Below are 23935 nucleotides of genomic sequence, written 5' to 3'. Positions count from 1 at the left end.
GGGACTAGGGGCTAGGGAATAGTCGGAGAGTATTCTCTACTATTTATTACCGATGCCCATACCTTTAGGTTGGCGAAGCCTTGCCCTATGCCCCTCATCCCTCATGCCCACCCTAAGAAAGCTTTTAGCCACTCCCCAAGGTGACATCCAAAAACATCATCACCACAAAACCGATCATCACCCCAAAGGTTGCCTCTTTTTCAAAACCCAATTGGTGAGATTCGGGGATAATTTCATCGCTAATCACAAATAGCATTGCACCGGCAGCAAACGCCATTGCCCAAGGCATAAAAAATTGGGCCAGAGAAACCACTCCCGCCCCAATCACGCCGCCGATGGGTTCAACTAAGCCGGTAAACAGCGCAATTAAGAAAGCATTCCGTTTAGAATATCTTTCACCCAGCAAGGCTAAAGCGACGACAAGCCCTTCTGGTAAGTTTTGCAACCCGATGCCGGTGGCTAAGGCGATGCCATTGGCAACATTTCCCCCACCAAATCCGACACCCACGGCTAATCCTTCGGGAAAGTTATGAATCGCAATTGCGATCACAAATAGCCAAACTCTTTTTAAATTATTATTATCAGCTCCTTCATGCCCTTTAAAAAAGTGTTCGTGGGGAAGATATTGATTGCTATATAATAAAAAAACGCCGCCTAAAAGAATCCCTATTACTACAATCGTAGCAGCATGAGTCCGATTCCCGGTGTTATCTGAAGCTGCTTCTATTGCCGGAATAATTAGCGAAAATGAGGTGGCAGCTAGCATCACGCCAGCTCCAAACCCCATCATCATTCCTTGAATTCTTTTTGTTATATTAGGAATCAAAAAAATAGGAATTGCCCCAATCCCCGTTGCCAAGCCAGCAAACAGGCTGCCAATTAAGCCTAGATAAACAACGGGAATATCCTTAGAGATTTCAAACATCTTTTAATCTCAGCAAAAAATTGAGAGAGGGGCAGGTAATTGAAGAAAATCAGCAGGATTTTAGCGTCAAAACCAACCCCTATACCGGCACGTAGCCTTAGAAGTGCAAGATATCAGGCTTAGTCATATTTTCGCCCCCGCCATTGAGTGGGTCTTTGAATGGCTGAAAGAAAAATTCGCACGACAGCTAAAGGATCTGCCAACGGAGACAGCCAAAACATCCAGCCGGCAGATGCTTGTGAGCGATCATAAGAGGGGGCAATTGCAAAGTTTAAAGCAAACCGAATTGCCAGCAGAAACAAATTTAATCCCAACAGAGAAAGCGGCAGAGAGGGGGCAAGAGCAAGCGGGGGAGACAGAAACAGGTAGCCCAGTAAAATAGGCAGGGGTAAACCTTGAATGGCTAGCAGCAGCCACAAATCGCCCCAAATCTGACCCGATGAAGAAGCATCTTTGAGATCAAGCGATCTTCCCCACTCTCGCCAAGTTTCTGCCGCCCCTTCATACATCCGCACCTTCAACACCTTCGCCCCATCCCAGAAGCCTACTTTAAAGCCCTTGGCGGCGATGTTTCTGGCTAAGGTAACATCATCACAAAAGGAACTCCGGGCGCTGCTGTAGCCATCTAGCTGCTTTAAAACAGACCGCCGGCATAGAAAACACTGGCCGTTTGCCATCACTCGTTCTGCCGTATCTGCGCCGGTGCCAGTTGGGCCAAATCGGTAGACGAGGGTGAGTAAGAGTGCCGGCTGTAACCACAATTCCCCTGGATATTTCAGAATAAATTGCGGCGACAGAGACACCAGATCGTAACCCTCCGCCTCAGCCGTTGCCACTAAACCGGCAACCAAACCGGGACTGGGTTGGGTATCGGCATCCATTCCTAAAAACCATTCACTGCCATCAGAAGTGTGATAAAAGCCGGTGTGCAACGCCCAAGGACGCCCCACCCAGCCGGCAGGCAGCGGATCATCTGTAATCACACGAAATCGAGGATCTTGCTCGCCGGCAGCCTTCACCATTTCTGCTGTCCCATCCTGGGATCGGCTGTCAACCACAATAATTTCCCGAACTTCGTAACTCTGGCGAGTCAAGCCGGCTAAACATGGGCCAATTCGTTCTGCCTCATTCAGCGTCGGCACAACCACACTTACTTTTCCGAACAAATCTAGGGTTGCCGGTTGCGGTTCAATCGGCAGCTTGCGGGTTGGCCCTTTAATCAGACGCGACAGCAAAATCGCCACCGCCGGCACCTGAAACAGCAACAACCCCAATGACCAATAATTTATTGACAAATCAGTAGATATAGGGTTTGCGATAGAAAAAAAATTGGTAAGCACAAGAAAACCTTTCTCATCGTTAACAGGTCATTTGTCCGCACGCTCACACGGAGGACAAATAACAGACTAGAAGTTTAAAATTTTTTCATCAAACAGCAAAACTTTAGTGAGTTTGTATAGATGAACGACCTTCTTTATGATGCCGGCCAAGAATACGGAGGTTTGACACCCGTTACGAATGGCCATTTTGATCCAAGTGTGTTTGGTGTGTTGTTTTTCATACTTTTATTATGTTTTGCCGGCCTGATGCTACAGAATCAGAAAAGACGCTAACAGTAAGCTTTAAAAGCATACAACAGGCCAGAGAAACCCAACTGTGAAGGATCTAGTTTGCTTTTAACCAAATTCTTAAAATTGAACAAATCTACTTTAGAAGCAGAGGAACCCTCAAATTGAAAGTTCCCCTCATCTTTGGCGTGCGGTTTTGAGGAAAATTGAGTATTCTTACCTTTTGCCTGACGTGAGGGGAAAAAAACCAATCAAAGATTAAAGGAGTTGGGGGTTGGCAGCGTACCCCAAAACCGAAATGAAATTGCACTGGCCCTGCGCTGCCGGTCAAGTCTACCTCCCGCCTGATTTTGCGGCGACTTCCACAGGAGGAGCCGGCAGTTCAGCACGCTCGATAATCTGGGAATCTGCCTCAGAGGGGGCATCCTCCACGGTTTGCGTTGCCGGCGCAGCCATCCACCATAGAATCACAGCCGGCACAACACCCAGCAACACACTCAGCGACGTGGGAAGCAAGTACCGGGCATCTAAGGCACCCAAGGTAATAATCGCACCGAAGGCGAAGTTAACCACATAAACAATTAGAGGTAAACCCAGTTGTGAGCGCTGCAATGAAATCCGTGTATTTCCCCACAACAAAGCTGCCACAGACATAAACAGTGCGCCGGTGCCCATCCAACCGGCTAAGTTGCGGTAAGGCATCCCAAAGAAAGCGCCGACTTCCTGAAATTCCCAGAACGGAAAGGCTGTCTGGCTCATTGCCGGATCGAGAACAAAGTCCCAAGCCGTGAGTAACAGTGAACCCAAGGCAATCGCCGCGATGTGGCGAACCCAATTAGCCATGCCGATGCGTTCTAAGCCGGCACGTGCCAGTAGATAGGACACCAGCCCCATATAAAACCAAGACAAAGGAATTGTAAACGGCACCAAACCGGCTACTTTATAGCCCAAACCACTTAAGTATTGGTAATGGCCAAACGGGAAGCCGGTGCTGGTGCCCAGCAGCTCACTCCCCAAAGACAGAAATACAGATGGCAGCATAAACGCCAGCCACAGCCGCAGTCCTAGCTGCCGATAGGCATAAATCGCCACCGCAGCCGCTCCGAAGATGATATAAACCACCCCCCCACCGGCCATACTCCACTGGAAGATGCTTTGTCCGACAGACGATAAACTCAGAATTAATTCTGGATTGGGTAAAACCAGCAGCAGCCCTGCCAGTCCGAACGCCATCGCCCCAACATGGCCAATCAGGAAATAGCGCTCGGCAGTAATCAGTAGCTTCATGGAACTCCTTTAAGAAATGTAAACCTTAAAAAGCGCTTCTTAACAGTTTACAAATGTTTAACAAAAATCTTGCTATCGAGATAGGCTTTTCTCAAACTAATCCAAGGGCCTTACAATTCTGTAGGCTTTCTAACCCTCGTTACAGTCGTTATAGGATAAAAGGGGCATTGGGGATTGGGCATTGGGGATTGGGCATTGGGCATTGGGAAAATTAAGTGTTGTATTACTCTCTCCCACTCTCCCACCCTCCCACTCAAAAGCTCAGGACTCAGGAATCAGGACTCAGGACTCTTTATCCCCCTCGTTCTATCCCGTCCGCAGAAGGGTCAGCCTGAATAAACTCGCAGAACAAAAATTCGGAAACAATTGTGGTGATCGCAGAAAGCATAGGAATTGGTGTAGGAGTCGCGGCTCTGTTGCTAGGGTTCGCTGGGTTGGCGCTAGAGTTACAGTACCGGCGGCGTCCCGGCAATGATTTAAAGCTGTCGCAGGGAGATTGGAAGTTAGAAGTTGTGGAACCCAACCGCTATCTTTTGGTCGGCGAGATGGAGTTTCATAACCAGACGCATAGTTTAGAAATCATGCTGCCGGAAGTGCGTTCGGAAGTCAGCCTGTTGTCGAAAGGTAGCTTAGAAGGCATCACTTGCCGCAGCCAAGTAATTCCCCTACATCCAGACGCAACCGCACGGGATGATGGATATTGGTTTGGCTATATTGTCAAAACCGGCAAGAAAACGCGCATTAAAGTATCAATCGAGATTCAAGGGCCGGATCTGAGCCAACTGCAAACTGCCTGGATCAAAGTCAATTACATCACCTATGGCCCTCAGGGACGCATTCCCAAAGTCCGCCATGTAGTTGTGCCGCTGAAATATCCAGAACCCGGGGCAACGGCTGGAAGCTGGCGATCTACAACTGTGGCAGAAGTGCTGCCGGTGAAAACCCATATACTCACGCACCTCGACGATCCGGTAGAAATCGTTAAGCGTTACATCTTCCCCCACTCCCAAAAAGGAGACGTGGTGACGATTGGTGAAACTCCCATCGCCATCATGCAAGGCCGGTGGCACCATCCCACCGATATCAAACCTGGATTTGTGGCCAAGCGGCTGTGTTATTTCTTCATGCCCACCTCTAGTTTGGCCACCGCTTGCGGGATGCAAACCTTAGTGAATATCGTCGGGCCGGCACGGGTGGTCTTCGCCTTTGTCGTTGGGGCAATTGCTAAAGTATTTGGCAAGCCTGGGGTATTTTACCAACTTGCCGGTGAGCAAGCGCGGCTAATTGACGACGTAACCGGCACCTTGCCTCCTTATGACCAGTTCATCGTCCTCGGCCCTGAAGATCCTCAAAAAGTTGTAGAACGAATTCAACAGGAGACGGGATTATCAGCCGCCATTGTAGACGTGAACGACTTGAAAGCAGTTAAGATATTGGCAGCGACCCCCGATCTGTCAGCGGCTTTGTTAGAACAAGCCTTAAGAACTAACCCAGCCGGCAATGCTGATGAGCAAACTCCGCTGGTTTTGATTCGACCGAAAGCTCAGGGTTAATCGCTCATACAGGTTTTGCCCCGTTCCTGACTGGAGAAGCAACTTAAAAAATTGCCTCCCGCAAAAACAGGGTGAATCGTCGTATACATGGAGGGCACGGCTCCCCTGGAGAATGAAGAATGGAAAATGGAGAAAAGAGAAAAAACTCTAACCTCTACATTGTTCGTTCAAAAAGGATAGAGGCCGCGTAGAAGGTTTAATGGCTCCTGTCTCACCCCAGAACCCCAATACCACGATCCGCCCCATCCAGTACCGGGATCTGGAAGTGATGGAAAAACGCTGTGCGGAGGAGTTTGAAGCCGAAACACACAGCCGTTTAACTGACACTTGCCAGCAATTGTCACAAGCTCGGCGCTGGTTTGGTTGGCTAAAGCTGCTGAGCCTGTTTCCCAATCCTTACCAGTACCTCTTTTGCTGTCATGTTGCCGAGCAAGAAGGCAAGTTTCGGGGCATGATTCAAATCTCACCATTTAACCGCACGCGGAGCACTTGGCGAGTCGAGCGAGTAGTCATCGATCCAGCCGCCTCTAGTCAGGGAATTGGTTCGGTGCTGCTGCGCCACTGCTTAGAGGTGGTTTGGGAGGCTCGCACTTGGCTGCTAGAGGTGAATGTTAATGATAAAAACGCTCTAGCTCTCTACCGGCAAAATGGGTTTCAGCCCTTGGCCCAAATGACCTACTGGACAATCGGGCCGGCACTGCAAGAGCAATTGGCCAATCGGGAACCGGATCTGCCCACTTTGCTGCCGGTGAGCAATGCCGACGCTCAACTGTTGTGCCAGTTGGACACAGCGGCCATGCCGCCGTTGCTTCGCCAGGTGTTCGACCGCCACATCCAAGATTTTCAAACCGGCCTGGTCAGCGCTTTAATTGAAGGCTTTAGACAGTGGCTTGCTCACACCGAAGTCGTGAGCGGCTATGTGTTTGAACCGCAGCGAAAAGCAGCGATCGGCTACTTTCAAGTGCAGCTCAGTCGCGATGGCTCACAGCCTCATGTCGCTCAGTTGACCGTCCACCCGGCTTACACTTGGCTTTATCCAGAATTGCTGTCCCAAATGGCCCGCATTGCTAAGGATTTCCCGCCCCAATCCTTACATCTGGCTTCTGCAGATTATCAGCCAGAACGGGAAGAGTATTTAGAGCAAATCGGAGCCGAGCGTATTTCCCACACGCTGCTGATGTCTCGCTCAGTTTGGCACAAGTTGCGTGAGTCCAAACTCAACGCCCTGGAAGCTTTACAGCTTTCTGATGTGCTTCAGGGATTCCAGCCGGCACGCAAACCTGTACCGGGCCGGATGTCGTGGCTTAATCCGCTGCAAAAAAACAAGCCGGTTACTGAACCGCAGCCGGCACTCAATGTAGTCGTAAGCCCTGAAGAATGCGCGATCTGTAAAAAAACTGAGCCAGAACTTCATCCAGGAGACTCAGGACTGACAAACTGAGACATTAATTAATAACTATGGCAGCGAGAATTTCAGCTCTGGGTTTGGATCTTGGCAGCAAGCGCATCGGGGTGGCCGGCTGTGATGGCACAGGCTTAATTGCCACCGGACTGACGACCATCGAGCGCACCTCCTTTGACCGAGATGTGGCACAACTGCGTCAATTGGTCGAGGAAAGACAAGTGCAAGTGCTTGTTGTCGGTTTACCCTATTCCATGAATGGCGATGTGGGTTTCCAAGCCAAATCCGTGCAGAAATTTTCCAACCGCCTTTCTGAGGCACTGCAACTGCCGGTGGAATATGTGGATGAGCGCTTAACGTCATTTCAGGCGGAGCAAATGATCATTGCAGAAAATCGCTCTCCCTCGCGTAATAAAGGACTGATTGACCGCAAAGCAGCTGCCCTGATTTTACAGCAGTGGCTAGACGAGCGCCGACAGCCGAAGAGGGAAGGTACTCTACCGTGATATTCTGGTGAGTGCAATTTGCTATGCACTAGAGTCGTCCAATAGACGTTAAACCAACGGCGATTGCATTGAGCTTTCAGCGTTGGTTTATTCCCAGTGACCTTGGAAACTGCCCCAAACTGTCAACCTATCCACCCTGTTCTCATCCCCTAGGTCATTGCTCAGTGGGCTGCGCTCACTTGTCAGTCGCTCATAACTGCTGACAACTGGCCGCTGACACCTGGCAAAGGACAAAGGACAAATGACAAATGACAAAATCCCAATCCCCTAAAGAGAATGGGCGTCCTTCCTCAGATACCGTCACCTTGACGGATGAATCTGGACGGACGCTTACCTGTTCTATTGAGCATTCTTTGGAGTTAGAAGGTCAGGAATACGTTTTACTCCTGCCCATCGATTCTCCCGTCGAAATTTTTGCTTGGCAAGCAGAAGGGGATGACGAGGAAGCAGTCCCTATAGAAGACGAGGACGTTGATCCGCTCTTTTCGATAGCCAAAGCTGTTCTCGAAGAGCAAAACCTCACCCTCAAACGCACAGCCATCACCCTCACAGTTGAAGGTGACTTGCCGGATTTATCCTCCGAGGATATCGGGGAAGATGAAGATACAGAAGAGGGTGATTATGAAGAGCTACAGTGGCTAGCGAGCTTCTACCACGAAGAGCTAGAGTATGCCATTTATACGCCCCTCGATCCCTTCTTTGTTCTAGCTCGGATTAATGACGACGGTGAGCCTGAATTGCTCTCCCCTGAAGAGTTCCAAAAGCTAGAGCCAATGCTGCCAGCTCTAGAAGGACTGATCGAAGATCGGCTCTTTGACGAGGAACTAGAGGAGTAAGCCTGGAAAGTTTGGGTTTTGCCGCTTAAATATTCCCATCTCAAAATCCCGGCTTTCATCGCGCTCCTAAGGGCGAAGCTTGCTCTCTTAGCGCCTAGGGCTGACTTAATCAGGGGGCAGGCTATGCCGGCAAAGGCTGACGCCCCCACGCATTCACGACTTTTCTGTAGAAACTGATTGTTTAATAGCATTAAATATGAAAGTTGTCAAACGCATTTCCAAGTGGTCGTTGTTCCTCGCTATCATACTGACGACCCTAGGAGTCTGTGCTTGGCAGGGCTGGTCTTGGTGGAGTTGGGCCAGTGCGCCGCCGGCAGGCTCGGTTGCTTCGGGAAACTCACCCCAAGACAAAGCGGTTCAGCTGCAAATTCCGCCCGGAACATCGGCTCAACAAATTGGCCAGGATCTAGAGTCAGCCGGTTTGATCCGTTCCGCGTCTGCTTGGAAACTATGGGCGCGGTGGTTAATGCAACGCAATGGGGGTGGGGATTTTAAAGCCGGCACTTATAACATCGCCCCCACAGAATCGATGCAAGAGATTGCCAATAAAATTTGGGCTGGCGACGTTGTCAAGCTCAACTTCACCATTCCCGAAGGATGGTCACTCAAGCAAATGGCTGCCTACTTTGAGTCACAAGGGTTTTTTAAAGCCGAAGACTTTCTCAAAGCAGCTAGCGAAATTCCGCAAGCCCAGTACCCCTGGCTGCCCAATGGGTTACCCCATCTCGAAGGTTTCCTATACCCCGACACCTACGAGCTAGTCGGTGATGACATTACCCCGCAAGCAGTTTTAAAACAGATGCTCACTCGGTTTGAGCAGTTGGCACTTCCGATCTATCAAAAAGGAGATCAGCAGACCAAGATGAGCTTGCTTGAATGGGTGACACTCGCCAGCATCGTGGAAAAAGAGGCTGTCATTCCTGGGGAACGTGCCCGAATTGCCGGCGTGTTTACCAAGCGCTTACAAGAAGGAATGTCATTAGGTGCCGATCCCACCGTTGAATACGGCTTGGGAGTTACCCAAACACCCGATAAACCCCTAACCTTGGCCCAAGTTAATACGCCTTCTCCCTATAACACCTATATCAATGCCGGCTTGCCGCCAACCCCTATTGCCAGTCCCGGCGTTGAGAGCTTAAAAGCTACTCTCAATCCAGAAAACACAGAATTTCTCTATTTTGTGGCGCTATATGACGGAACTCACGTCTTTAGCCGCACCTTAGCCGAACACGAAGCCGCTCAAGCGAAAATTCGGGATGAGCGTTCGGCTACTGAAAAATCACCCAACTAACCATCAACAATTAACAATGTCTTGGGGCAAACTCTTACAGCCTGACTTAGTTTTAGGAGACTCAATTTTGAGTCTGACACCGACGATTGTGCAGCAATACCAGCTGAAAGGATTAGTCCTGGATGTGGATGAAACCTTGGTGCCTATGCGGGTTGCTGAAGCTTCTCCAGAAATGCGGCAGTGGGTAGATACTATTAGACCCCTGGCAAAGCTCTGGCTCGTCAGCAATAACCTCAGCGCCTATCGTATTCGCAGCATCGCCGAGTCCTTGAACGTGCCCTACATTATGGGAGCGGCTAAACCCTCCCGACGCAAGTTAAGGCAAGCGGTTGATGGCATGAACCTGCCGGTTGATCAGGTGGCGATGGTTGGGGATCGCCTTTTTACCGATGTCCTCGCCGGCAACCGCTTGGGAATGTTTACCATTTTGGTTGAGCCTGTCATCGATCCCACGGAAGCGATCCGCCGGTATCAGTGGCGTTCCTTTGAGGTGTGGTTTTCTCAAATCCTCGGAGCCACCCTCACGCCTCCAAAGCAATAAAACTTTACAAACCGTGATGAATCCTGACATCGCGAAATATAAAAAAAACATTATGAAACTGAAGACTTCGCTTTTTTCAGGCGATGATAGTTGTAGTTCAAATGGGGTCAGCAAATATAAAGACCCTAACCATAAAAAATAAATACCTTTGTAAAGCGCCAGTCTTCTCTGAGAAGGAGCTGGCGCTTTACAATTGATGGGCTAGGCATTAGGAGCTAGGGGAAAGATGCCCAATCCCCAATGCCCCAGGCCCTAATTCCCTAATGCCTCACCAAGTCCCCTGATCTCTTCTCATGCCGCAAACCATCGTTGTAAAAATAGGGACTTCTAGTTTGACGGTGCCGGCCACCGGCAACCTCGCCCTTTCCACCATTGCTACCCTCGTAGAAACCCTCACAGACCTACGTCGGCAAGGGCACCGAGTTGTTTTGGTTTCCTCTGGTGCCGTGGGGGTGGGTTGCGCTCGCCTGGGACTACAAGAACGACCTCGCAGCATTGCCCTGAAGCAGGCAGTCGCAGCAGTGGGCCAAGGCCGGCTAATCCGGGTATACGATGACTTTTTTACAACCCTGCAACAGCCAATCGCTCAAGTGCTACTGACTCGAACCGACTTGGTGCAGCGTAGCCGATATGTAAATGCTTACAACACCTTCCAAGAATTGTTGCGGTTGGGAGTGGTGCCGGTGGTCAATGAAAACGACACCGTAGCCGTTGAAGAACTCAAGTTTGGGGATAATGACACGCTTTCGGCACTGGTAGCCAGCTTGATCGAAGCTGACTGGCTATTTATACTCACCGATGTAGATCGGTTGTACTCCGCCGATCCGCGCGAAGTGCCAGACGCCCAACCGATTGCGTTAGTGCAGCGCTTGGAACAATTGACAGAGTTACAGGTACAAACCGGCGGCAGTGGCACCAGTTGGGGCACCGGCGGCATGGCAACCAAAATCGAAGCAGCACGCATTGCCACGGGTGCGGGGGTTCGTACGGTGATCACTGCCGGCGCTTATCCTAGAAATATTGACAAAATCTTGCAGGGAGAACCTATTGGCACTCAGTTTGAACCCCAACCCCGAACTGACAGCGCCCGCAAGCGCTGGATCGCTCACGGTTTGATTCCCGCGGGGAAGCTGTTTTTAGATGCCGGTGCCGTGGCAGCGATCTGTCAGCTGGGAAAATCGTTACTTCCTGCCGGCATCACCGGGATTGAAGGAGAATTCAATGCCTCAGATGCTGTGCAGCTATGTGATCTTAGCGGTCGGGAAATGGCGAGAGGATTGGTAAACTACAGCAGCCCGGAACTACAGCGAATTCGAGGGCGCAAGTCTGATGAAATTTCCCAGATTTTAGGTTATGCCGGCGCTGAAACCGTGGTTCACCGAGATAACCTGGTTTTGAGCAACTAGAAGCTACGAACTCGTTGAGGATGGAGGAAAGAGGAGCAAGGCTGCGCCACCCTAAAGGTATAGGCAGGGGTGATTCCAGCTTTTTCCTCCTCACTCCCTCTTCCCTAGCTAAAAAGCAAGCGCCTCCGGCGGTGCAATATCAGAGCCGGCAGCTACGCGATTTTTACCTGAAGTTAAACCGGGCGTTGCGGTTGGTTCCGCCGGCTTGATTGATTCAGAGACAGTTTTAGGAGATAAAGCAGCCGGATCAGGTTCAGCAATTGCTCCAGGTGTTGCTTGCCCAGACATCCAAGAAAGTCCGCCTACAGCACTTGCCATGAGGGCGGTATAACCAACGTACAAATGTCCTGTTCGCAATTGCATTCCAGATTCAGATAAAGGTCGCTGCCAGGACGGTACGACAGATTTTATAGGGTCGGGTGCGGGTAAAGAAGCAACCATACCGGCACCATCTAACCCCAGCGCATTCGCTAGCCGGCGGATAAAACCCCGAACAAAAACATCCTCTGGTAATTGCTCAATATGGCCTGTTTCTAACGCTTCTAGGTGAGCGAGTGGGACTAGAGTTTGACGGTGAAGTTGCTGGCGGGAAAGGAAACGAGCCTGACGTGCTTGTTCCAGTTCTTGGCCAATCTGGCGCAAACGCTCTTCCCGCTGTAGCTCGATTTTTTGGGCTGCCAGCTGAGCTTTCGAGAGTTTTTGAGTTCGACTCTTCATACCTGCTGAGGAGATTGCTTGAGACAGAACAGTGCCGGTTTGAGCAGACGGTTTGCCGGCATCGGCAACAGCAGACGGGTTAAGGGTATCTTGAGCGCTTGCGCCCTCACCTTTCTGGTTGGCGGCTGGCAGCGCTCGATAGTGTTTGATAAATTTTTTTAATGCCAGTCCAATTGCTTCTCTGGCCACTGCCTTGATCAGAATCTGGCTGCCCTGATCGTTTTCCCCTAGCAGCGTCTCAAAACTGGCTAAAGCGCGGCGATAGGTGTCACTCTGATAGAGTTCAGTTTCAATTTGACCCAGTAAAACTCGTAAGGCTTCTTGAGATGCTTCAAGGTTTGTCTGGCTAGTCACATTAGAGTGCGCCGCCGGTTTCAGTGCCATGATTGATATTGTCTCCGTGCTTGAGTGAAACAGCATCTCATACCAAGTCCGCAGTCCGCTTCCAGTCCTGAGTTCTGAGCCGTGAGTCTTAAGTCAGACAAACAGTGAGAAGGGGGCTTTAGTCTCAAGAAAAAGGGGGTTGTGGATACGGATTTGGTATGACTAACTAAGCCACACAGAAGTGGGATGGGAGACACACATCATATTTTTCATTTCAGCTAATTTTAAAAGAGAGCTTAGATTTTTGAATGTTTTTTAACCAACATCCAATATCTAAAATTCCAAATTTAGCTGCTGATAGAGTGTGGGCAATTGGTAACAGTATTGGGGAAAACTGTAACCATCCCTTTCTGTTGTGCCGGCTCACTAGCTGTTAGTGGTTAATTCACAGGATGCTTGAATTGTACTAAGTACGTCTTTCGCAAAATAGGCAGTGATTCCGGATCGCTAAGGTTTTAATCTGGGCAAAGATCGCGAGTTTTAAATATGCCCGAAGGCTGAGGGCCGGCTAATCTTTATTAACCCACTCAATCAACCACAGCACTGTAGCAATGCCGACAAAGTGCGCCACAATCGTGTGAGTGTTCCCCAACACCAGAAAGATATCTAGGGGTTGAATCAATCGACTCACTGCTGCCGGATCGGTGAAGAAAGCGCCTTGAGAACTGAATGACTTGGCCAATAGAGTCCCGTTAATCGCTTCTGCCCCTAGAAGGGTCAACAGCATCCCTACTAAATTTAGGAGCAATCCGCGCCGCAGAAGTTTCATGGCGTCTGCTTTTTTGGGGCGTAAGTTGGGATTGGCAGATTGAAGTTGGTTGGCAACGCGGGTGTATCGCCAAGACCAATAGATACTGATACCAAGGACGACTAATCCGCTAATCGCAAAAAATGTCCCTGGCCCAGTACCGGGGTTAGCTGTGTTGACGGCGTTGCCGCGCGGGATGGCCAGAGGGATACAAAATAAGAAAATTAGGCCGGCAACAACAGCTAGAACTAATTGCACCCAGAAGCTACTCCAGCCGGCATAGCGAAATACAGGGACAACTCGCTGAACAGATGGGGGAAGCGCAGGGCGATCTGATTTGTTTGACATACTAATTCCCAGTGGGCGTGGCTAGGATATATCCTTACGATACTTGTTTTGATGAACTACCCCACCCAATAGAGGGATGTGGAATGAGAAAACCCATCCGTCCTAAGGCTAGACTTTTAAAGCTGCATCTGTCCTAGTTGCTTGCTCGAGCCAATCTGCTTGCGCTTCCGGGTCGAATCCGTAGAGCTAAAACATCCGTAGTCTGCGAGGCTAGTTCCTATTTCCGCTAAAGCGACAGGAGTGGTTTGTCGTTGCACTTAGATTTTAAAGCTGGTGACAAGATTTGAACTTGCGACCGGCTGATTACAAATCAGCTGCTCTACCACTGAGCTACACCAGCAACAAAACGTATTATAGCAAAGCTTGGCTGACTTCCGCTACCCTGACTTACGATTTTTTTGGCTGCGAAATGCCGGCATCCCTCAGCAATTTAGCCCGCAACCTCTCATTTCCTGGACTACTGCTTGTGAGCTAGACAGTGATGTATGATGCTTGATTCAGTGCAGAGTCAGCCCGTCAGGCCGGCGCTGGCTACAGGAACCTGCGCCAATTCCCACCTTTCCCCTGAGAGAAACCGTGTGGGAAGCTGAAACCCGCCCTAATTTATCTGAGGGATGAAAGCAACTCAAGCACTTTTAACGGCTGTCAATCTTTGTGATGGACTTCTATGAGAATTTTACCTGGATGGGGATTAACTTTACATCATCGACATCCAGAGCCTTTTTTCTGATCGATCAATTAAAAAACCTTTAATATAATTAGACACTTTTTCGTATTTATTAAATGTGCATTCCTATTATGCAAATTTAGATAAAACTAAACTTTTAGTGATATTCATGCTAGCAGTTACTATTGAAATACTGAGTGGATGTTTTTTGTTTAAGTTCCGCAATTAAAACCATTATTCTTAAATTTTTGCATTATTTTGTTTTTTTAAACAGGCGTGATTAGACAGACCATGAGTTTAATATAAATAGTCAATTCCGCTTGCTTAAAATTTACCTGAAGCGAAGACGATGCAACTACATCCGGTAGAATCTAGCATGATTCAGGCTGCCGACTATGACGAAGCAACCGAGCCGTTGGAAGTTGTTTTTAATAGTGGCAAAAGCTACCGCTACTTTCAAGCCCCCAAGGATATGTGGCAGGGACTGCTGGAAGCTGGCTCTAAAGGTAGCTATATGGGCTAAGCCGTAATTCACTGCTATCCTTACGAACAGGTGAAGAAGGGCGGGCGATGAATCTGTTCTTATTAGATTAGGCCAAAAGACTTAATTTTTTTAAAAAAATTACCCAAATCTTGAACTGGGCGGTTGTTTTGCCGATATCTTTAAGAAATGTGTCGGTTCGTCGGAAGAAAATCAACCTATTGACACATTTGTGTTGCAAAAAGTTACACACATTGTTTATAATTCTAATAAATCACAACTAAGTGTCTGAGTCGGCTCTAAACGAGAGAGACACGTAAGCGATTTAACTTTCCAGCTAAAGACGATCAGCAAAGTGTGATTGACTTGGTTGTGCTGTAGTATGCTCAATCGGCACAGCTAAAAATATCCTGTCGTGCTAGCAAATTCAGCGTCTCTCGGAGACTGAAACTAAAGGACAGGTAAGCAATTTCAGCCAAAAAGTAGTATTTATACTACAAATAACGCAATTAAATCTTTTTGTCTTAAACACAAAGGGGGGTGAAGCCAGTGACCAAAACAATGAAGCCTTGCAATTATCCAGTGGTTGAGTTGGCAGAGGGAGTCTTCGTTCACACCGGCATCTCAGATGCTAATTTGCCGGCGTTGCGATCAGGATTCGCCGGCTACCCAGCTAACCCCCGGTGGAACCCGGTTAAGTTTCATGCGTGGAAAACAGGCCGGCACTTGCGGCAAGCCGTTGTTTGCGGAGAAATGGTGGTGCGTTCTACAGATTCAATGCTCGTGCCGGTTAATCACAAAGAAGAGACAACAGACTCTTCAGCCCAATCGCCGGTACATAAACGTTTGGTGCTTTCTCAACTGGTCTTTGCTTCTTAATAACCAGTTTGAATGATCTAGTTCATAGGAAATCAGAGCCGGTGGCAATATCCGAGTAAACCTGCGAGGATAATTGCCACCGCTTTTGCTTTACAGGCCATCACCATTAAATTTTTTGTGGATGCCGGCCTTAAGGGGTGAGAGCAGGCATTAAAAAATTTACACCACTGTATCCTGTACCATTGCTGAGTTTTTCGTAATTTCAGGTTGCCGGTTCGCGCAGATTGCTTGCTAGTAGTTAAAGATTTGACGAGCCAAGTCCGGAAAGATAAATAAAGCTAATGTATAACTACGCAAATCCGTAATATAATGTACTTACAATAAGATCCCTGTATTTCATACAAAAATTTGTTTTTTTAAGACTGATATCTGATAAATTAGTTACGGTTAATAGGGGGTATATTCCTGTGTTCTCATTAAATGAAGAAGTGGCAGAAATATCAGATTTTTATTCAGAAAAAGGAGGATATTTAGAGCAAAATGGGTTTAAAGCCTCGAATTTAGAAAGGCTGAAAATTGTTATATCTTACTTTTCTTACTTAAATGCTAAGGGCGAAATTAGCGACCAAGCGCTTAAGGCGCTGGTTCGTTACGCCTGCTCTATATTTATTGAAAATGAGGTGGAATCTAGAGTTGAAGCAGTTTTAGAACAAAAATTAAGTCAATTCTGGAATACAAATTTTTCTTCAAGTTTGGAAGATTTTCTTTCTAGAGAAATAGAGAAGTCTGAAACCTCACAAGTGACTAAAACTCTTAGCCTGAGATAGTATGTCTAATCAAGACCCAGAATCAAGAAAAAAATTGCAAGATGAAGAAGCTAAACAAGGTGAACAAGAAGTAGGGTCTATTGAAAAGTTTCCCGAAGAGCTAGAAAATCTTCCTCCAGAACTCAAGAGAGGTATAACGGCCCTATATTCGATGCAGCGTTTTTCTGGCCCAATCTCGCCTTTATCGCCAATTCGAGATAAAATTAACGAGCAGCATATTTCAAAAATACTTGAAATATCTGAGAAAGATGATGAAAGGGCTTTTGCAGATACCCAGTCAGCAAGAATATATGGTTTTTTAACATTTATCGTTGCGCTAGGATTTTTAGGATTTTTAACTGTTTTCTTGGTTAACAAAGATGTAGCAGTTTATCAGGACGTTTTAAAATTACTCATCATTTTTGGGGGTGGTTTTGGAAGCGGATTTGGCTATAAAGGATATTTAGATAGAAAGAAGAAATAAACAATCGCACCTTCTTACTGCTAACAGCATTCTATCGAGGCTTGACAGATTCAAACTGGTTAGAACCCCTCACCCTTGCCGCCGCCTCTGTTTTACAGACTATTACGCTCACAACCCAATTAAATTTTTAAGGGACATGGGCATTAGGGGATGAGAGCCGGCAGAGAAAAATTGACACCGCTGTGCCTTGACATACAATCACTGGGCTTTCCCGTAATTTCTGTAGGGCAAAGAAATAAGTGTCAAAACCGAAGAAATAAATGTCACAATCGCTTTGTGTCTCAAAGTTTTGCAAAATATGGCTTTGAGGTTTTTTAGTCATCAATTTTTAGAGAAAACGTAAGCGAAGAATTATGTGTCATACCAATTTAAATTGGTATAAAAACTGCGGTAAGGTTTGTAATGGGAGTGAGCGCCATAAGCAACAAAAAAGTAGGGTGATGTATGGAAGTCCAACACCACCCTACTTTTTGTGAGCGCTTTGACTGAATCGCTTCTGCTTAATGGTTCCTACATCATGACAAACGTAGTATCGGCTGTAGCAATGAGATCAGTGCTGTTGATGCCGCGAATCATCGCCAACATACTGTCATTAGCGGTGATAACCGTGCTGCCGCCGCTTTGAGAGAACACGAGCTGATCAAACGCAACTCCCTCCATCATGGCGATAAAGTCTTCACCAATACGGAAATCGTTAAGTGTATCGACATCGCCATTCTCACCGGAAGCGAGAACGAAGCGATCTTTGCCTTCTCCACCAACCAGGGAATCTTGACCCAGACCGCCAAAGAGCAGGTCATCGCCTGCATCGCCAAAGAGTTGGTCGTTGCCGTCACCGCCATAAAGCTGGTCATCGCCGCCCTGACCAAAGAGGAGATCGTCGCCTAAGCCCCCGCTGAGCAGGTCATCACCACCGGCACTGCCGCCCGCCTGAACCGTATTTAAGTCACCTCGGATCAGGTCATTGCCCTCCTCACCGTAGAGGAAGTCATCATTGACGGAGCCTGCGATTATGTCATCGCCCTCATTGCCGCGAACTAAGTCGCGATCAGGGCCACCCAGCAGGGTTTCTGATTGGGGAGTGCCTTCGATGAGTGTGGGCAGTGAGTTTTGACCAAACAGCGTCCGATACATCAGTTCATAGATGTAGGTGTTTTCGTGGGAGCTAGGCAAATCTCCCGCATTCAGACCATAAGTTTTGGTCAACACACCATCGGGAACGTCGTTTACTGTGGCGTAGGCGATCGCGAAGGGATACTCGTTGCCGTTGGCATCGGCAGCCGCAACAAAGGGTTCAGTGTTGCGACCATCTCGGCCATCGAGGGGCACCTCCACAGCATCGGAGTCATCCGGCAGCGTGGGATTGGTTTCAATTGTGCCAACGGGTTCATCGGCGTCCACATCATACACCTGAGGGCCACCGGCATTGCTATCTGCAGATGTAACCAGCAGCGTATTGGGGTCTTCGTTGTTGATGAAGTCCATTGCTACGCCAATCGCATCATCTGCTCGCTGGGTAGCCTCAATCAATCCCCGACCGTTGTTGTTATTACCAAAGTTATCGGTGCCTTCCTCTTCTAACACCACCATAAATCCCTGGGCGTCGCGATTGAGAATGGGCAGAGCTGCCTCCAACATTTCGGCAACCGTGGGTGGGTTTTCGTTGCCCATCTGCCCGTAGTTGTCCAATCCCGCTGCGGTGTTAGCCTCTTCGGTGGTGTCGTTGTAGGTGTCTTCCGCTGCAAAGATCCCCAAAACTTTGCTGGCGTCCTCAGGCAGATCTTGCAGTTGCTCGCGGTTGTAGACCACCGTGTAGCCCATCTCCTCGGCTTCCTCAATCAGGTTGCGTCCATCGGTGCGAGTACCTTCTTCGCCAAAAAAGCCGGTGGTGCCTTCTGGCAAATAGTCGGTTTCGCCACCGCCGAGGATGATATCAACACCAGACTCCAGCACTTCTGCCGTGATGGCTTCCGTCTGGTTGCGGTTTTCTACATCAGCCAGAAACACGCCTGTTCCAGGTTCGGCAATAAAGCCAGAGTTGATCACAGCGGTTGCCTTACCTGCCGCGATCGCCTCTTCCATGATGGTGACACCCTGCTTTCCAGAGCGAGAGATTACAGGATCACCATTTTCATCTAACCCGTAGGAATCAGCTTGAGGTTTGGTGCCCAGCGAGTGAACCACTGCCCCGGCGTTAGAGGTGGCGGTCATCTGGTCTTCGAGGCTATTAATGTAAACGCCCGCATCAGACATCATGTCCCAATTCAGGCGGCCATCTGGTCCCACTTCCTCTAGGCGAGCCAGCGTGAAATAAGCTGGGGTCGTGCCATCGGGGTGAATGAAGATAACGTTACCCTTGTCCTCAGTAGCAGGAGTCGCAGGAGTGGGTTCAGGAGCCGGGACGGGAGATGGCAGCGCTTCATTAAACAGCGTCTGATACATCAGCCGGTAAATCTCGGTGTTGTCGTGGGTGCTGGGTAACAGATCCGCGTTTAGACCATAGGCTTTGCTGACTACGTCAGAGCCAAAGTCAGGCAGCCCAGCATAGGAAATGCCGTAATCGTAGCGAAGGCCATTTTCATCAGGCCCAGTGATGAAGGGTTCAGTTGTACGTCCGTTCTGTCCATCCAGGGGGACGGCAACGGCATCAGAGCGGTTGGGCAGGGTGGGGTTGACTGGAGTGGTGCCAACGTTACCACCTGCTATGACATCGGTCTCATTCGCCTGTACACCGCCGGCATTGCTGTCGGCGGTGGTGATCAGTAATGTGTTGGGCCGCTCGTTGTCAATGAAATCTTGGGCAACGCCGATCGCCTCATCAGCGCGAATGGCGGCTTCCACCACGCCCCGACCATTGTTATTGTTGCCAAAGTTATCCGTGCCCTCTTCTTCGAGAACCACAAAGAAGCCATCTTCATCTTTTGCCAAAATCGGCAGAGCCGCCTCTAGCATTTCTCCAACCGTAGGCGGGTTAAGATTGCCCGGTTGACCGTAGTTGTCTAACCGATTCCCAGCGTTGTCTTCTTCCGTGGTGTCGTTGTAGGTGTCTTCTGCCGCAAAGATGCCCAAAACTTTGCTGGTGCCTTCGGGCAGGCTCTGCAACTGCTCACGAGTGTAGACTACTGTGTAGCCCATCTCCTCAGCTTCTTCGATCAGGTTGCGTCCATCGGTGCGAGTGCCCTCTTCACCAAAGAAGCCAACGGTACCTTCAGGTAGGTAATCGGTTTCGCCACCACCCAAGATGACATTAACGCCAGACTCCACCACTTCTGCTGTAATCGCTTCTGTCTGACTGCGACTTTCCACATCAGCCAGAAACACGCCTGTTCCAGGTTCGGCAATAAAGCCAGAGTTGATCACAGCGGTTGCTTTACCCGCCGCGATCGCCTCTTCCATAATGGTCGTTCCCTGATCAGCCAAGCCTTCTTGCGCCGACAAAGAAACGATGGGATTCCCTTCCTCATCCAATCCATAGGAATCTGCCTGGGGCTTCACGCCATAGGCATGAACCACTGCACCTGCGTTTGACGTGGCCGTGAGCTGATCTTTAATATGTGACAAATAGGAGCCGGCGCTATCCATTCTGTCCCAGTTAATGCGACCGTCAGGCCCTGCTGTCTCATAACGAGCCAGGGCATAGTGAGAGGGCGTCGTGCCATCGGGGTGAATGAAAATGACGCTGTTATTTTGGGGGGCGCTGTTGTCCGACGTGTTGTTGTTTGGCATGACGATTATTGATGAGTTGAACCGATAAGTTGAGCGGTGACAGTTGTCTGGGATGACACTTGTCCGTTGAGCAGTCATCAATGCCGTTGGTCATCTCCGCCTGAGAGAACGCTATAGCCAACACATCCCTTGAGATGGCGCAGGTACAAAGTCAGTTAATTGGAATTTTGCCTATCTTCAGAAGGGCGGTGTTGGAGGTGAACGATTTGGTTAGATACGCGACCAACACGTATAAGGATTACTTCGTTAAGTTAAGGCAAGTTAAGGAATACCCCCTCTACATCGTTAAGAATAAGTAAAGACGAGCAATATCTATCTAGCGAGCTAAAAAGTCAATGGATTTACAATCGTTTTCTCCGTCGTAGGGTAGTAATTTTATAGGGGCAAAATGACTAAACTACTCTTTTTACCCTCAGCGAAGGTTCTAATATTTCTGAATAGAGAATTAAAAATAAAAACCTCAATCAAGAACCGTACGTTTGAGACTACGTGGGCTGGATGGAGTGAGGTTATACTAATTTCAAAAGCAAAAATTACAGATATGACAAAACTGAGGACTGAGTCATTTCAAAACTCTCAGTTTTCATTCCTCAGCACTAAAAGAATTGATGTGTCGCGACCAAACCTTAAATCGCTATTACTCTGCCATAGAAACAAGGACAAAAACACTCCGCGATCACTTGCCAGTTACAAATTTTGGCAAACCTTCTATAAATGAAGTGAAGTGCGGTCGTAGTGACTTCGTAGGTTTAGTTGAACATCAGTTGGTCTAGATGTTTTTTAAAAGGCGGCACCCAGATTTGAACTGGGGGTGGAGGTTTTGCAGACCTCTGCCTTACCACTTGGCTATGCCGCCGCGCTGTAATTATCGCAGCGTTTATCATTATAGCAGGTTTTGCGCTTTACACAATCCTGCAGGCTTGGTTTCTTTGCAAAAAAATCTGTGCTGCCGGCTGCCTTAGTCTCCGCCAAGGCAAAACCCCAGAGGATATGTGATCGAAATCACACAGAAGACCCTCTCAGATCGCTAATTACAAACTTCGCTAAAGCTATTGTAAAAAGATATCAAATCGCGGGCGTTTAAAAAAAGCTTATTCCCAGCCCAAAATTTTTAGTCTAGAAACCATAAATTCCGCACTCCAGTTGAATAGCCAAGCCATGAGCCAAGTGACCCCTCTCCTCGTTGCTCAAGTCACTGATATCCACTTGTTTGCCGATGCTAAGCAGGAATTGCTGGGTCTGGCAACCTTATCGTCATTTCAAGCTGTTTTGGCACAACTGCAAGCGTTGCAGCCTCAGCCAGACTTGCTGCTACTCACCGGCGATCTGTCCCAAGATCAGACACCAGAATCTTACAAACTCCTGCTAAGTTTAGTCAGTCCTTTAGGAATTCCCACTTACTGGCTACCAGGCAACCATGACTGTCTGCCGGTGATGCAGCAAGTGTTAACTGAGCCTCCCATCTTTCCTCACAAAGCTTTTGACGTGGGCAACTGGAGCTTTTTACTGCTCAACTCCGGCGTACCGGGATACGTTCACGGTTTTCTGTCACCGGCAAGCTTAGATTGGTTAGACTGGCAGCTCAATCTCGTCGGCAACCGGCCCACCCTTGTCGCGTTACATCACCCACCCTTCGTGGTGAATTCACACTGGCTAGATGGCAGCACCCTGCAAAATCCAGAAGAGCTGTTTGCTGTTCTTGACCGGCACCCCCAAGTTAAACTCGTCTTATGCGGTCATATTCATCAAGAAATTGAACGGGAACGCCGGGGAGTTCGTTACTTAACTACCCCCTCGACTTGTATTCAGTTCAAACCGCAAAGCAACAAGTTTTCCCTCGATGAGGTGGAACCAGGATTCCGCCTATTGAAACTCTATCCCGACGGCAGATGTGAAACCAAGGTTGAGCGCGTTAATTATGCGTTTCAGCCTAATTTCGCGTCAACGGGTTATTAATTGCACTGCGCCACTGTTTGACGGCGTCCTGTAAGCGTCCTTGCAGCCAACTGTCATATTGAGGATAAACCGGCAAGCGTGGCACCAACTGCCATCCTGCCGGTTTTAAGATTTCTGAGAGTTGCTGATGGTGGGGATGGGGGTAGTCGGGGTTAACCTCATCACGCGGCCCAATTCCCCCTAAATCTCGCGCGCCGGCTTCTAAACAAGCGAGTAATGCTGCCGGTTCTTGCACTAAATTGGGGGGAATTTGCAAAACGACCTCCGCCGGGAGAATCTGACGGGCGATTTTAACCACTTCTATTAGCCGGTGAACACTAAACGCTGAACCTTCCCACGTCTGCTGAGTCCCTGGACTGTGGGGTTGCAGAATCACTTCTTGAATATGTCCCCATCGCCGGTGAATGTCTGCGATCGCTTGTAACGTTTCCTCGCAGTCGTCTAGAGTTTCCCCAATTCCTAATAAAAGGCCGGTGGTGAAAGGAATTTGCAGTTCTCCCGCCCATTGCAATTGTTGCAGCCGGCACTCTGGAACTTTGCTGGGTGCGTGCCGGTGAACCGTTTGCATCAGTTTGGGTGTCAGCTGCTCTAACATTAGCCCCATCGATACATTGACAGTTTTTAACGTTGCCATCTCTTCCAAACTGAGAGGGCCGGCATTTGTGTGTGGGAGAAAACCTAGTGATAAGGCGAGTTCACACAAATTGTAAATGCGCTCAAACCAGGCTTGCCGGCGAGAACTTTGCGAATGCACCTCACCACTGAGAATGAGAATTTCAATCATGCCGGTGCCGTGCAGCGACTTCAGCAACCTTTGGGCGTCGCTTAATTCCAGCCAGGGACTTTGCTGCGGGTCAACCCGAAAGTTGCAGTAGGTGCAACGGTTAAAGCATTCATAAGTCGGCACTACGGTGTAAGCAGAGCTGTATGTAACAATCCGTGACATAGTTTAAAGTCATTACTTTACTTGGCTCAGGCATCCTTATTCCGGGCTAGCGTAGCCTCCTCGCCTTTTTAGGCTGAGCCTGAAACCTAAAATGGCAAAAATATTTTGATTAAATTACTTTACAAAACTCAATATAGACAGTAATCTATATATTAAGGTAGAAAAAACACTACCGCGCACCTCGAAAAATCAATAGCAATCATAAACAAATGACCACAACTCTCCAACGCCGCGAAAGCGCCAACGTTTGGGAACGGTTCTGCGAGTGGGTCACATCAACCGAAAACCGGCTTTATGTCGGCTGGTTCGGCGTCCTAATGATCCCCACCCTCCTAACCGCAACCACCTGCTTCATCATCGCCTTCATCGCTGCTCCTCCCGTGGACATCGATGGCATCCGCGAACCCGTTGCCGGCTCCTTACTGTACGGCAACAACATCATCTCCGGCGCAGTCGTGCCCTCCTCTAACGCCATCGGCCTGCACTTCTACCCAATTTGGGAAGCAGCCAGCTTAGATGAATGGCTATACAACGGCGG

General features: G+C 48.8%; 21 protein-coding genes, 2 tRNA genes and 1 pseudogene. 14 read left to right on the top strand and 10 right to left on the bottom strand.

Features of this window, described 5'->3' with window-relative positions; genetic code table 11:
• Positions 1 to 124 precede the first annotated feature (124 nt).
• Both H6F56_RS01295 and cruG read right to left on the bottom strand, forming a co-directional pair.
• On the bottom strand, positions 125 to 925 hold the full coding sequence (locus tag H6F56_RS01295) for a ZIP family metal transporter (RefSeq protein ID WP_199312518.1): 801 nt from the start codon (positions 923 to 925) through the stop codon (positions 125 to 127).
• 119 nt (positions 926 to 1044) lie between these two features.
• Entirely contained in the window at positions 1045 to 2220 is a 1176-nt protein-coding gene (cruG, locus tag H6F56_RS01290) for a 2'-O-glycosyltransferase CruG (protein WP_199312517.1), read from the bottom strand.
• Positions 2221 to 2385: 165 nt separating this feature from the next.
• Here cruG and H6F56_RS01285 point away from each other — a divergent pair, with 165 nt between their 5' ends.
• Positions 2386 to 2538 carry a hypothetical protein gene (locus H6F56_RS01285; protein ID WP_190665002.1) on the top strand — a complete coding sequence of 51 codons (153 nt, stop codon included), beginning with the start codon at positions 2386 to 2388 and terminating at the stop codon, positions 2536 to 2538.
• A gap of 288 nt (positions 2539 to 2826) precedes the next feature.
• On the opposite strand, the gene cruF is transcribed toward H6F56_RS01285, so the two are convergent.
• The gene (cruF, locus tag H6F56_RS01280; RefSeq protein WP_190665001.1) at positions 2827 to 3780 is read right to left on the bottom strand and encodes a gamma-carotene 1'-hydroxylase CruF; all 954 of its coding nucleotides are present in this window, start codon (positions 3778 to 3780) and stop codon (positions 2827 to 2829) included.
• Between the two features lie 374 nt (positions 3781 to 4154).
• On the opposite strand from cruF, the gene H6F56_RS01275 reads away from it, so the two are divergent.
• From H6F56_RS01275 to proB, 7 genes are all read left to right on the top strand, one after another.
• Positions 4155 to 5333, top strand: a complete 1179-nt coding sequence (locus H6F56_RS01275) for a F420-0:Gamma-glutamyl ligase (protein WP_309236423.1) — start codon at positions 4155 to 4157, stop codon at positions 5331 to 5333.
• A 199-nt stretch (positions 5334 to 5532) separates the two neighbouring features.
• Entirely contained in the window at positions 5533 to 6774 is a 1242-nt protein-coding gene (locus H6F56_RS01270) for a GNAT family N-acetyltransferase (protein WP_190664999.1), read from the top strand.
• A gap of 17 nt (positions 6775 to 6791) precedes the next feature.
• The gene (gene ruvX / locus H6F56_RS01265) at positions 6792 to 7241 is read left to right on the top strand and encodes a Holliday junction resolvase RuvX (protein WP_190664998.1); all 450 of its coding nucleotides are present in this window, start codon (positions 6792 to 6794) and stop codon (positions 7239 to 7241) included.
• Positions 7242 to 7489: 248 nt separating this feature from the next.
• On the top strand, positions 7490 to 8077 hold the full coding sequence (locus tag H6F56_RS01260) for a DUF3727 domain-containing protein (RefSeq protein WP_190664997.1): 588 nt from the start codon (positions 7490 to 7492) through the stop codon (positions 8075 to 8077).
• A gap of 196 nt (positions 8078 to 8273) precedes the next feature.
• Entirely contained in the window at positions 8274 to 9368 is a 1095-nt protein-coding gene (gene mltG, locus H6F56_RS01255; protein WP_190664996.1) for an endolytic transglycosylase MltG, read from the top strand.
• A gap of 16 nt (positions 9369 to 9384) precedes the next feature.
• On the top strand, positions 9385 to 9909 hold the full coding sequence (locus tag H6F56_RS01250; protein ID WP_190665249.1) for a YqeG family HAD IIIA-type phosphatase: 525 nt from the start codon (positions 9385 to 9387) through the stop codon (positions 9907 to 9909).
• 293 nt (positions 9910 to 10202) lie between these two features.
• Positions 10203 to 11315 (top strand): glutamate 5-kinase, encoded by a 1113-nt coding sequence (gene proB / locus H6F56_RS01245; protein WP_190664995.1) that lies wholly within the window; start codon positions 10203 to 10205, stop codon positions 11313 to 11315.
• A 108-nt stretch (positions 11316 to 11423) separates the two neighbouring features.
• On the opposite strand, the gene H6F56_RS01240 is transcribed toward proB, so the two are convergent.
• From H6F56_RS01240 to H6F56_RS01230, 3 genes are all read right to left on the bottom strand, one after another.
• Positions 11424 to 12416 (bottom strand): helix-turn-helix domain-containing protein, encoded by a 993-nt coding sequence (locus tag H6F56_RS01240; protein WP_190664994.1) that lies wholly within the window; start codon positions 12414 to 12416, stop codon positions 11424 to 11426.
• Positions 12417 to 12924: 508 nt separating this feature from the next.
• Entirely contained in the window at positions 12925 to 13512 is a 588-nt protein-coding gene (locus H6F56_RS01235) for a DUF3611 family protein (protein ID WP_190664993.1), read from the bottom strand.
• A gap of 268 nt (positions 13513 to 13780) precedes the next feature.
• A tRNA-Thr gene (locus H6F56_RS01230) sits at positions 13781 to 13852 on the bottom strand.
• 676 nt (positions 13853 to 14528) lie between these two features.
• Here H6F56_RS01230 and H6F56_RS01225 point away from each other — a divergent pair.
• The 4 genes from H6F56_RS01225 to H6F56_RS01210 all read left to right on the top strand — a co-directional run bounded on the left by H6F56_RS01225 (position 14529) and on the right by H6F56_RS01210 (position 16769).
• Positions 14529 to 14702, top strand: coding sequence for a KTSC domain-containing protein (locus tag H6F56_RS01225; protein WP_190664992.1), 174 nt, complete (start codon positions 14529 to 14531; stop codon positions 14700 to 14702).
• A gap of 507 nt (positions 14703 to 15209) precedes the next feature.
• The gene (locus tag H6F56_RS01220) at positions 15210 to 15539 is read left to right on the top strand and encodes a hypothetical protein (protein ID WP_309236415.1); all 330 of its coding nucleotides are present in this window, start codon (positions 15210 to 15212) and stop codon (positions 15537 to 15539) included.
• A gap of 407 nt (positions 15540 to 15946) precedes the next feature.
• The gene (locus H6F56_RS01215) at positions 15947 to 16306 is read left to right on the top strand and encodes a hypothetical protein (protein WP_190664990.1); all 360 of its coding nucleotides are present in this window, start codon (positions 15947 to 15949) and stop codon (positions 16304 to 16306) included.
• 1 nt (position 16307) lies between these two features.
• Positions 16308 to 16769, top strand: a complete 462-nt coding sequence (locus H6F56_RS01210; protein ID WP_190664989.1) for a hypothetical protein — start codon at positions 16308 to 16310, stop codon at positions 16767 to 16769.
• Positions 16770 to 16896: 127 nt separating this feature from the next.
• On the opposite strand, the gene H6F56_RS01205 is transcribed toward H6F56_RS01210, so the two are convergent.
• From H6F56_RS01205 to H6F56_RS01195, 3 genes are all read right to left on the bottom strand, one after another.
• Positions 16897 to 17091 (bottom strand): hypothetical protein, encoded by a 195-nt coding sequence (locus tag H6F56_RS01205; RefSeq protein ID WP_190664988.1) that lies wholly within the window; start codon positions 17089 to 17091, stop codon positions 16897 to 16899.
• 188 nt (positions 17092 to 17279) lie between these two features.
• Entirely contained in the window at positions 17280 to 20495 is a 3216-nt protein-coding gene (locus H6F56_RS01200; RefSeq protein ID WP_190664987.1) for an alkaline phosphatase, read from the bottom strand.
• Positions 20496 to 21280: 785 nt separating this feature from the next.
• Positions 21281 to 21351 (bottom strand) — tRNA-Cys (locus H6F56_RS01195).
• A gap of 302 nt (positions 21352 to 21653) precedes the next feature.
• Here H6F56_RS01195 and cpdA point away from each other — a divergent pair.
• Positions 21654 to 22451, top strand: coding sequence for a 3',5'-cyclic-AMP phosphodiesterase (cpdA, locus tag H6F56_RS01190; RefSeq protein WP_190664986.1), 798 nt, complete (start codon positions 21654 to 21656; stop codon positions 22449 to 22451).
• Here cpdA and cofG read toward each other — a convergent pair.
• Positions 22426 to 23397 (bottom strand): 7,8-didemethyl-8-hydroxy-5-deazariboflavin synthase subunit CofG, encoded by a 972-nt coding sequence (gene cofG, locus H6F56_RS01185; protein WP_190664985.1) that lies wholly within the window; start codon positions 23395 to 23397, stop codon positions 22426 to 22428. The genes cpdA and cofG overlap by 26 nt on opposite strands.
• Positions 23398 to 23606: 209 nt before the next feature.
• Between cofG and H6F56_RS01180 the strand changes: the two are divergent.
• Positions 23607 to 23935 (top strand): annotated as a pseudogene (locus H6F56_RS01180) (photosystem II q(b) protein); the annotation flags it as partial.

Source organism: Microcoleus sp. FACHB-672 (genome assembly GCF_014695725.1).
Classification (GTDB): domain Bacteria; phylum Cyanobacteriota; class Cyanobacteriia; order Cyanobacteriales; family Oscillatoriaceae; genus FACHB-68.
This window is presented reverse-complemented; position numbering and strand designations above follow the sequence as displayed.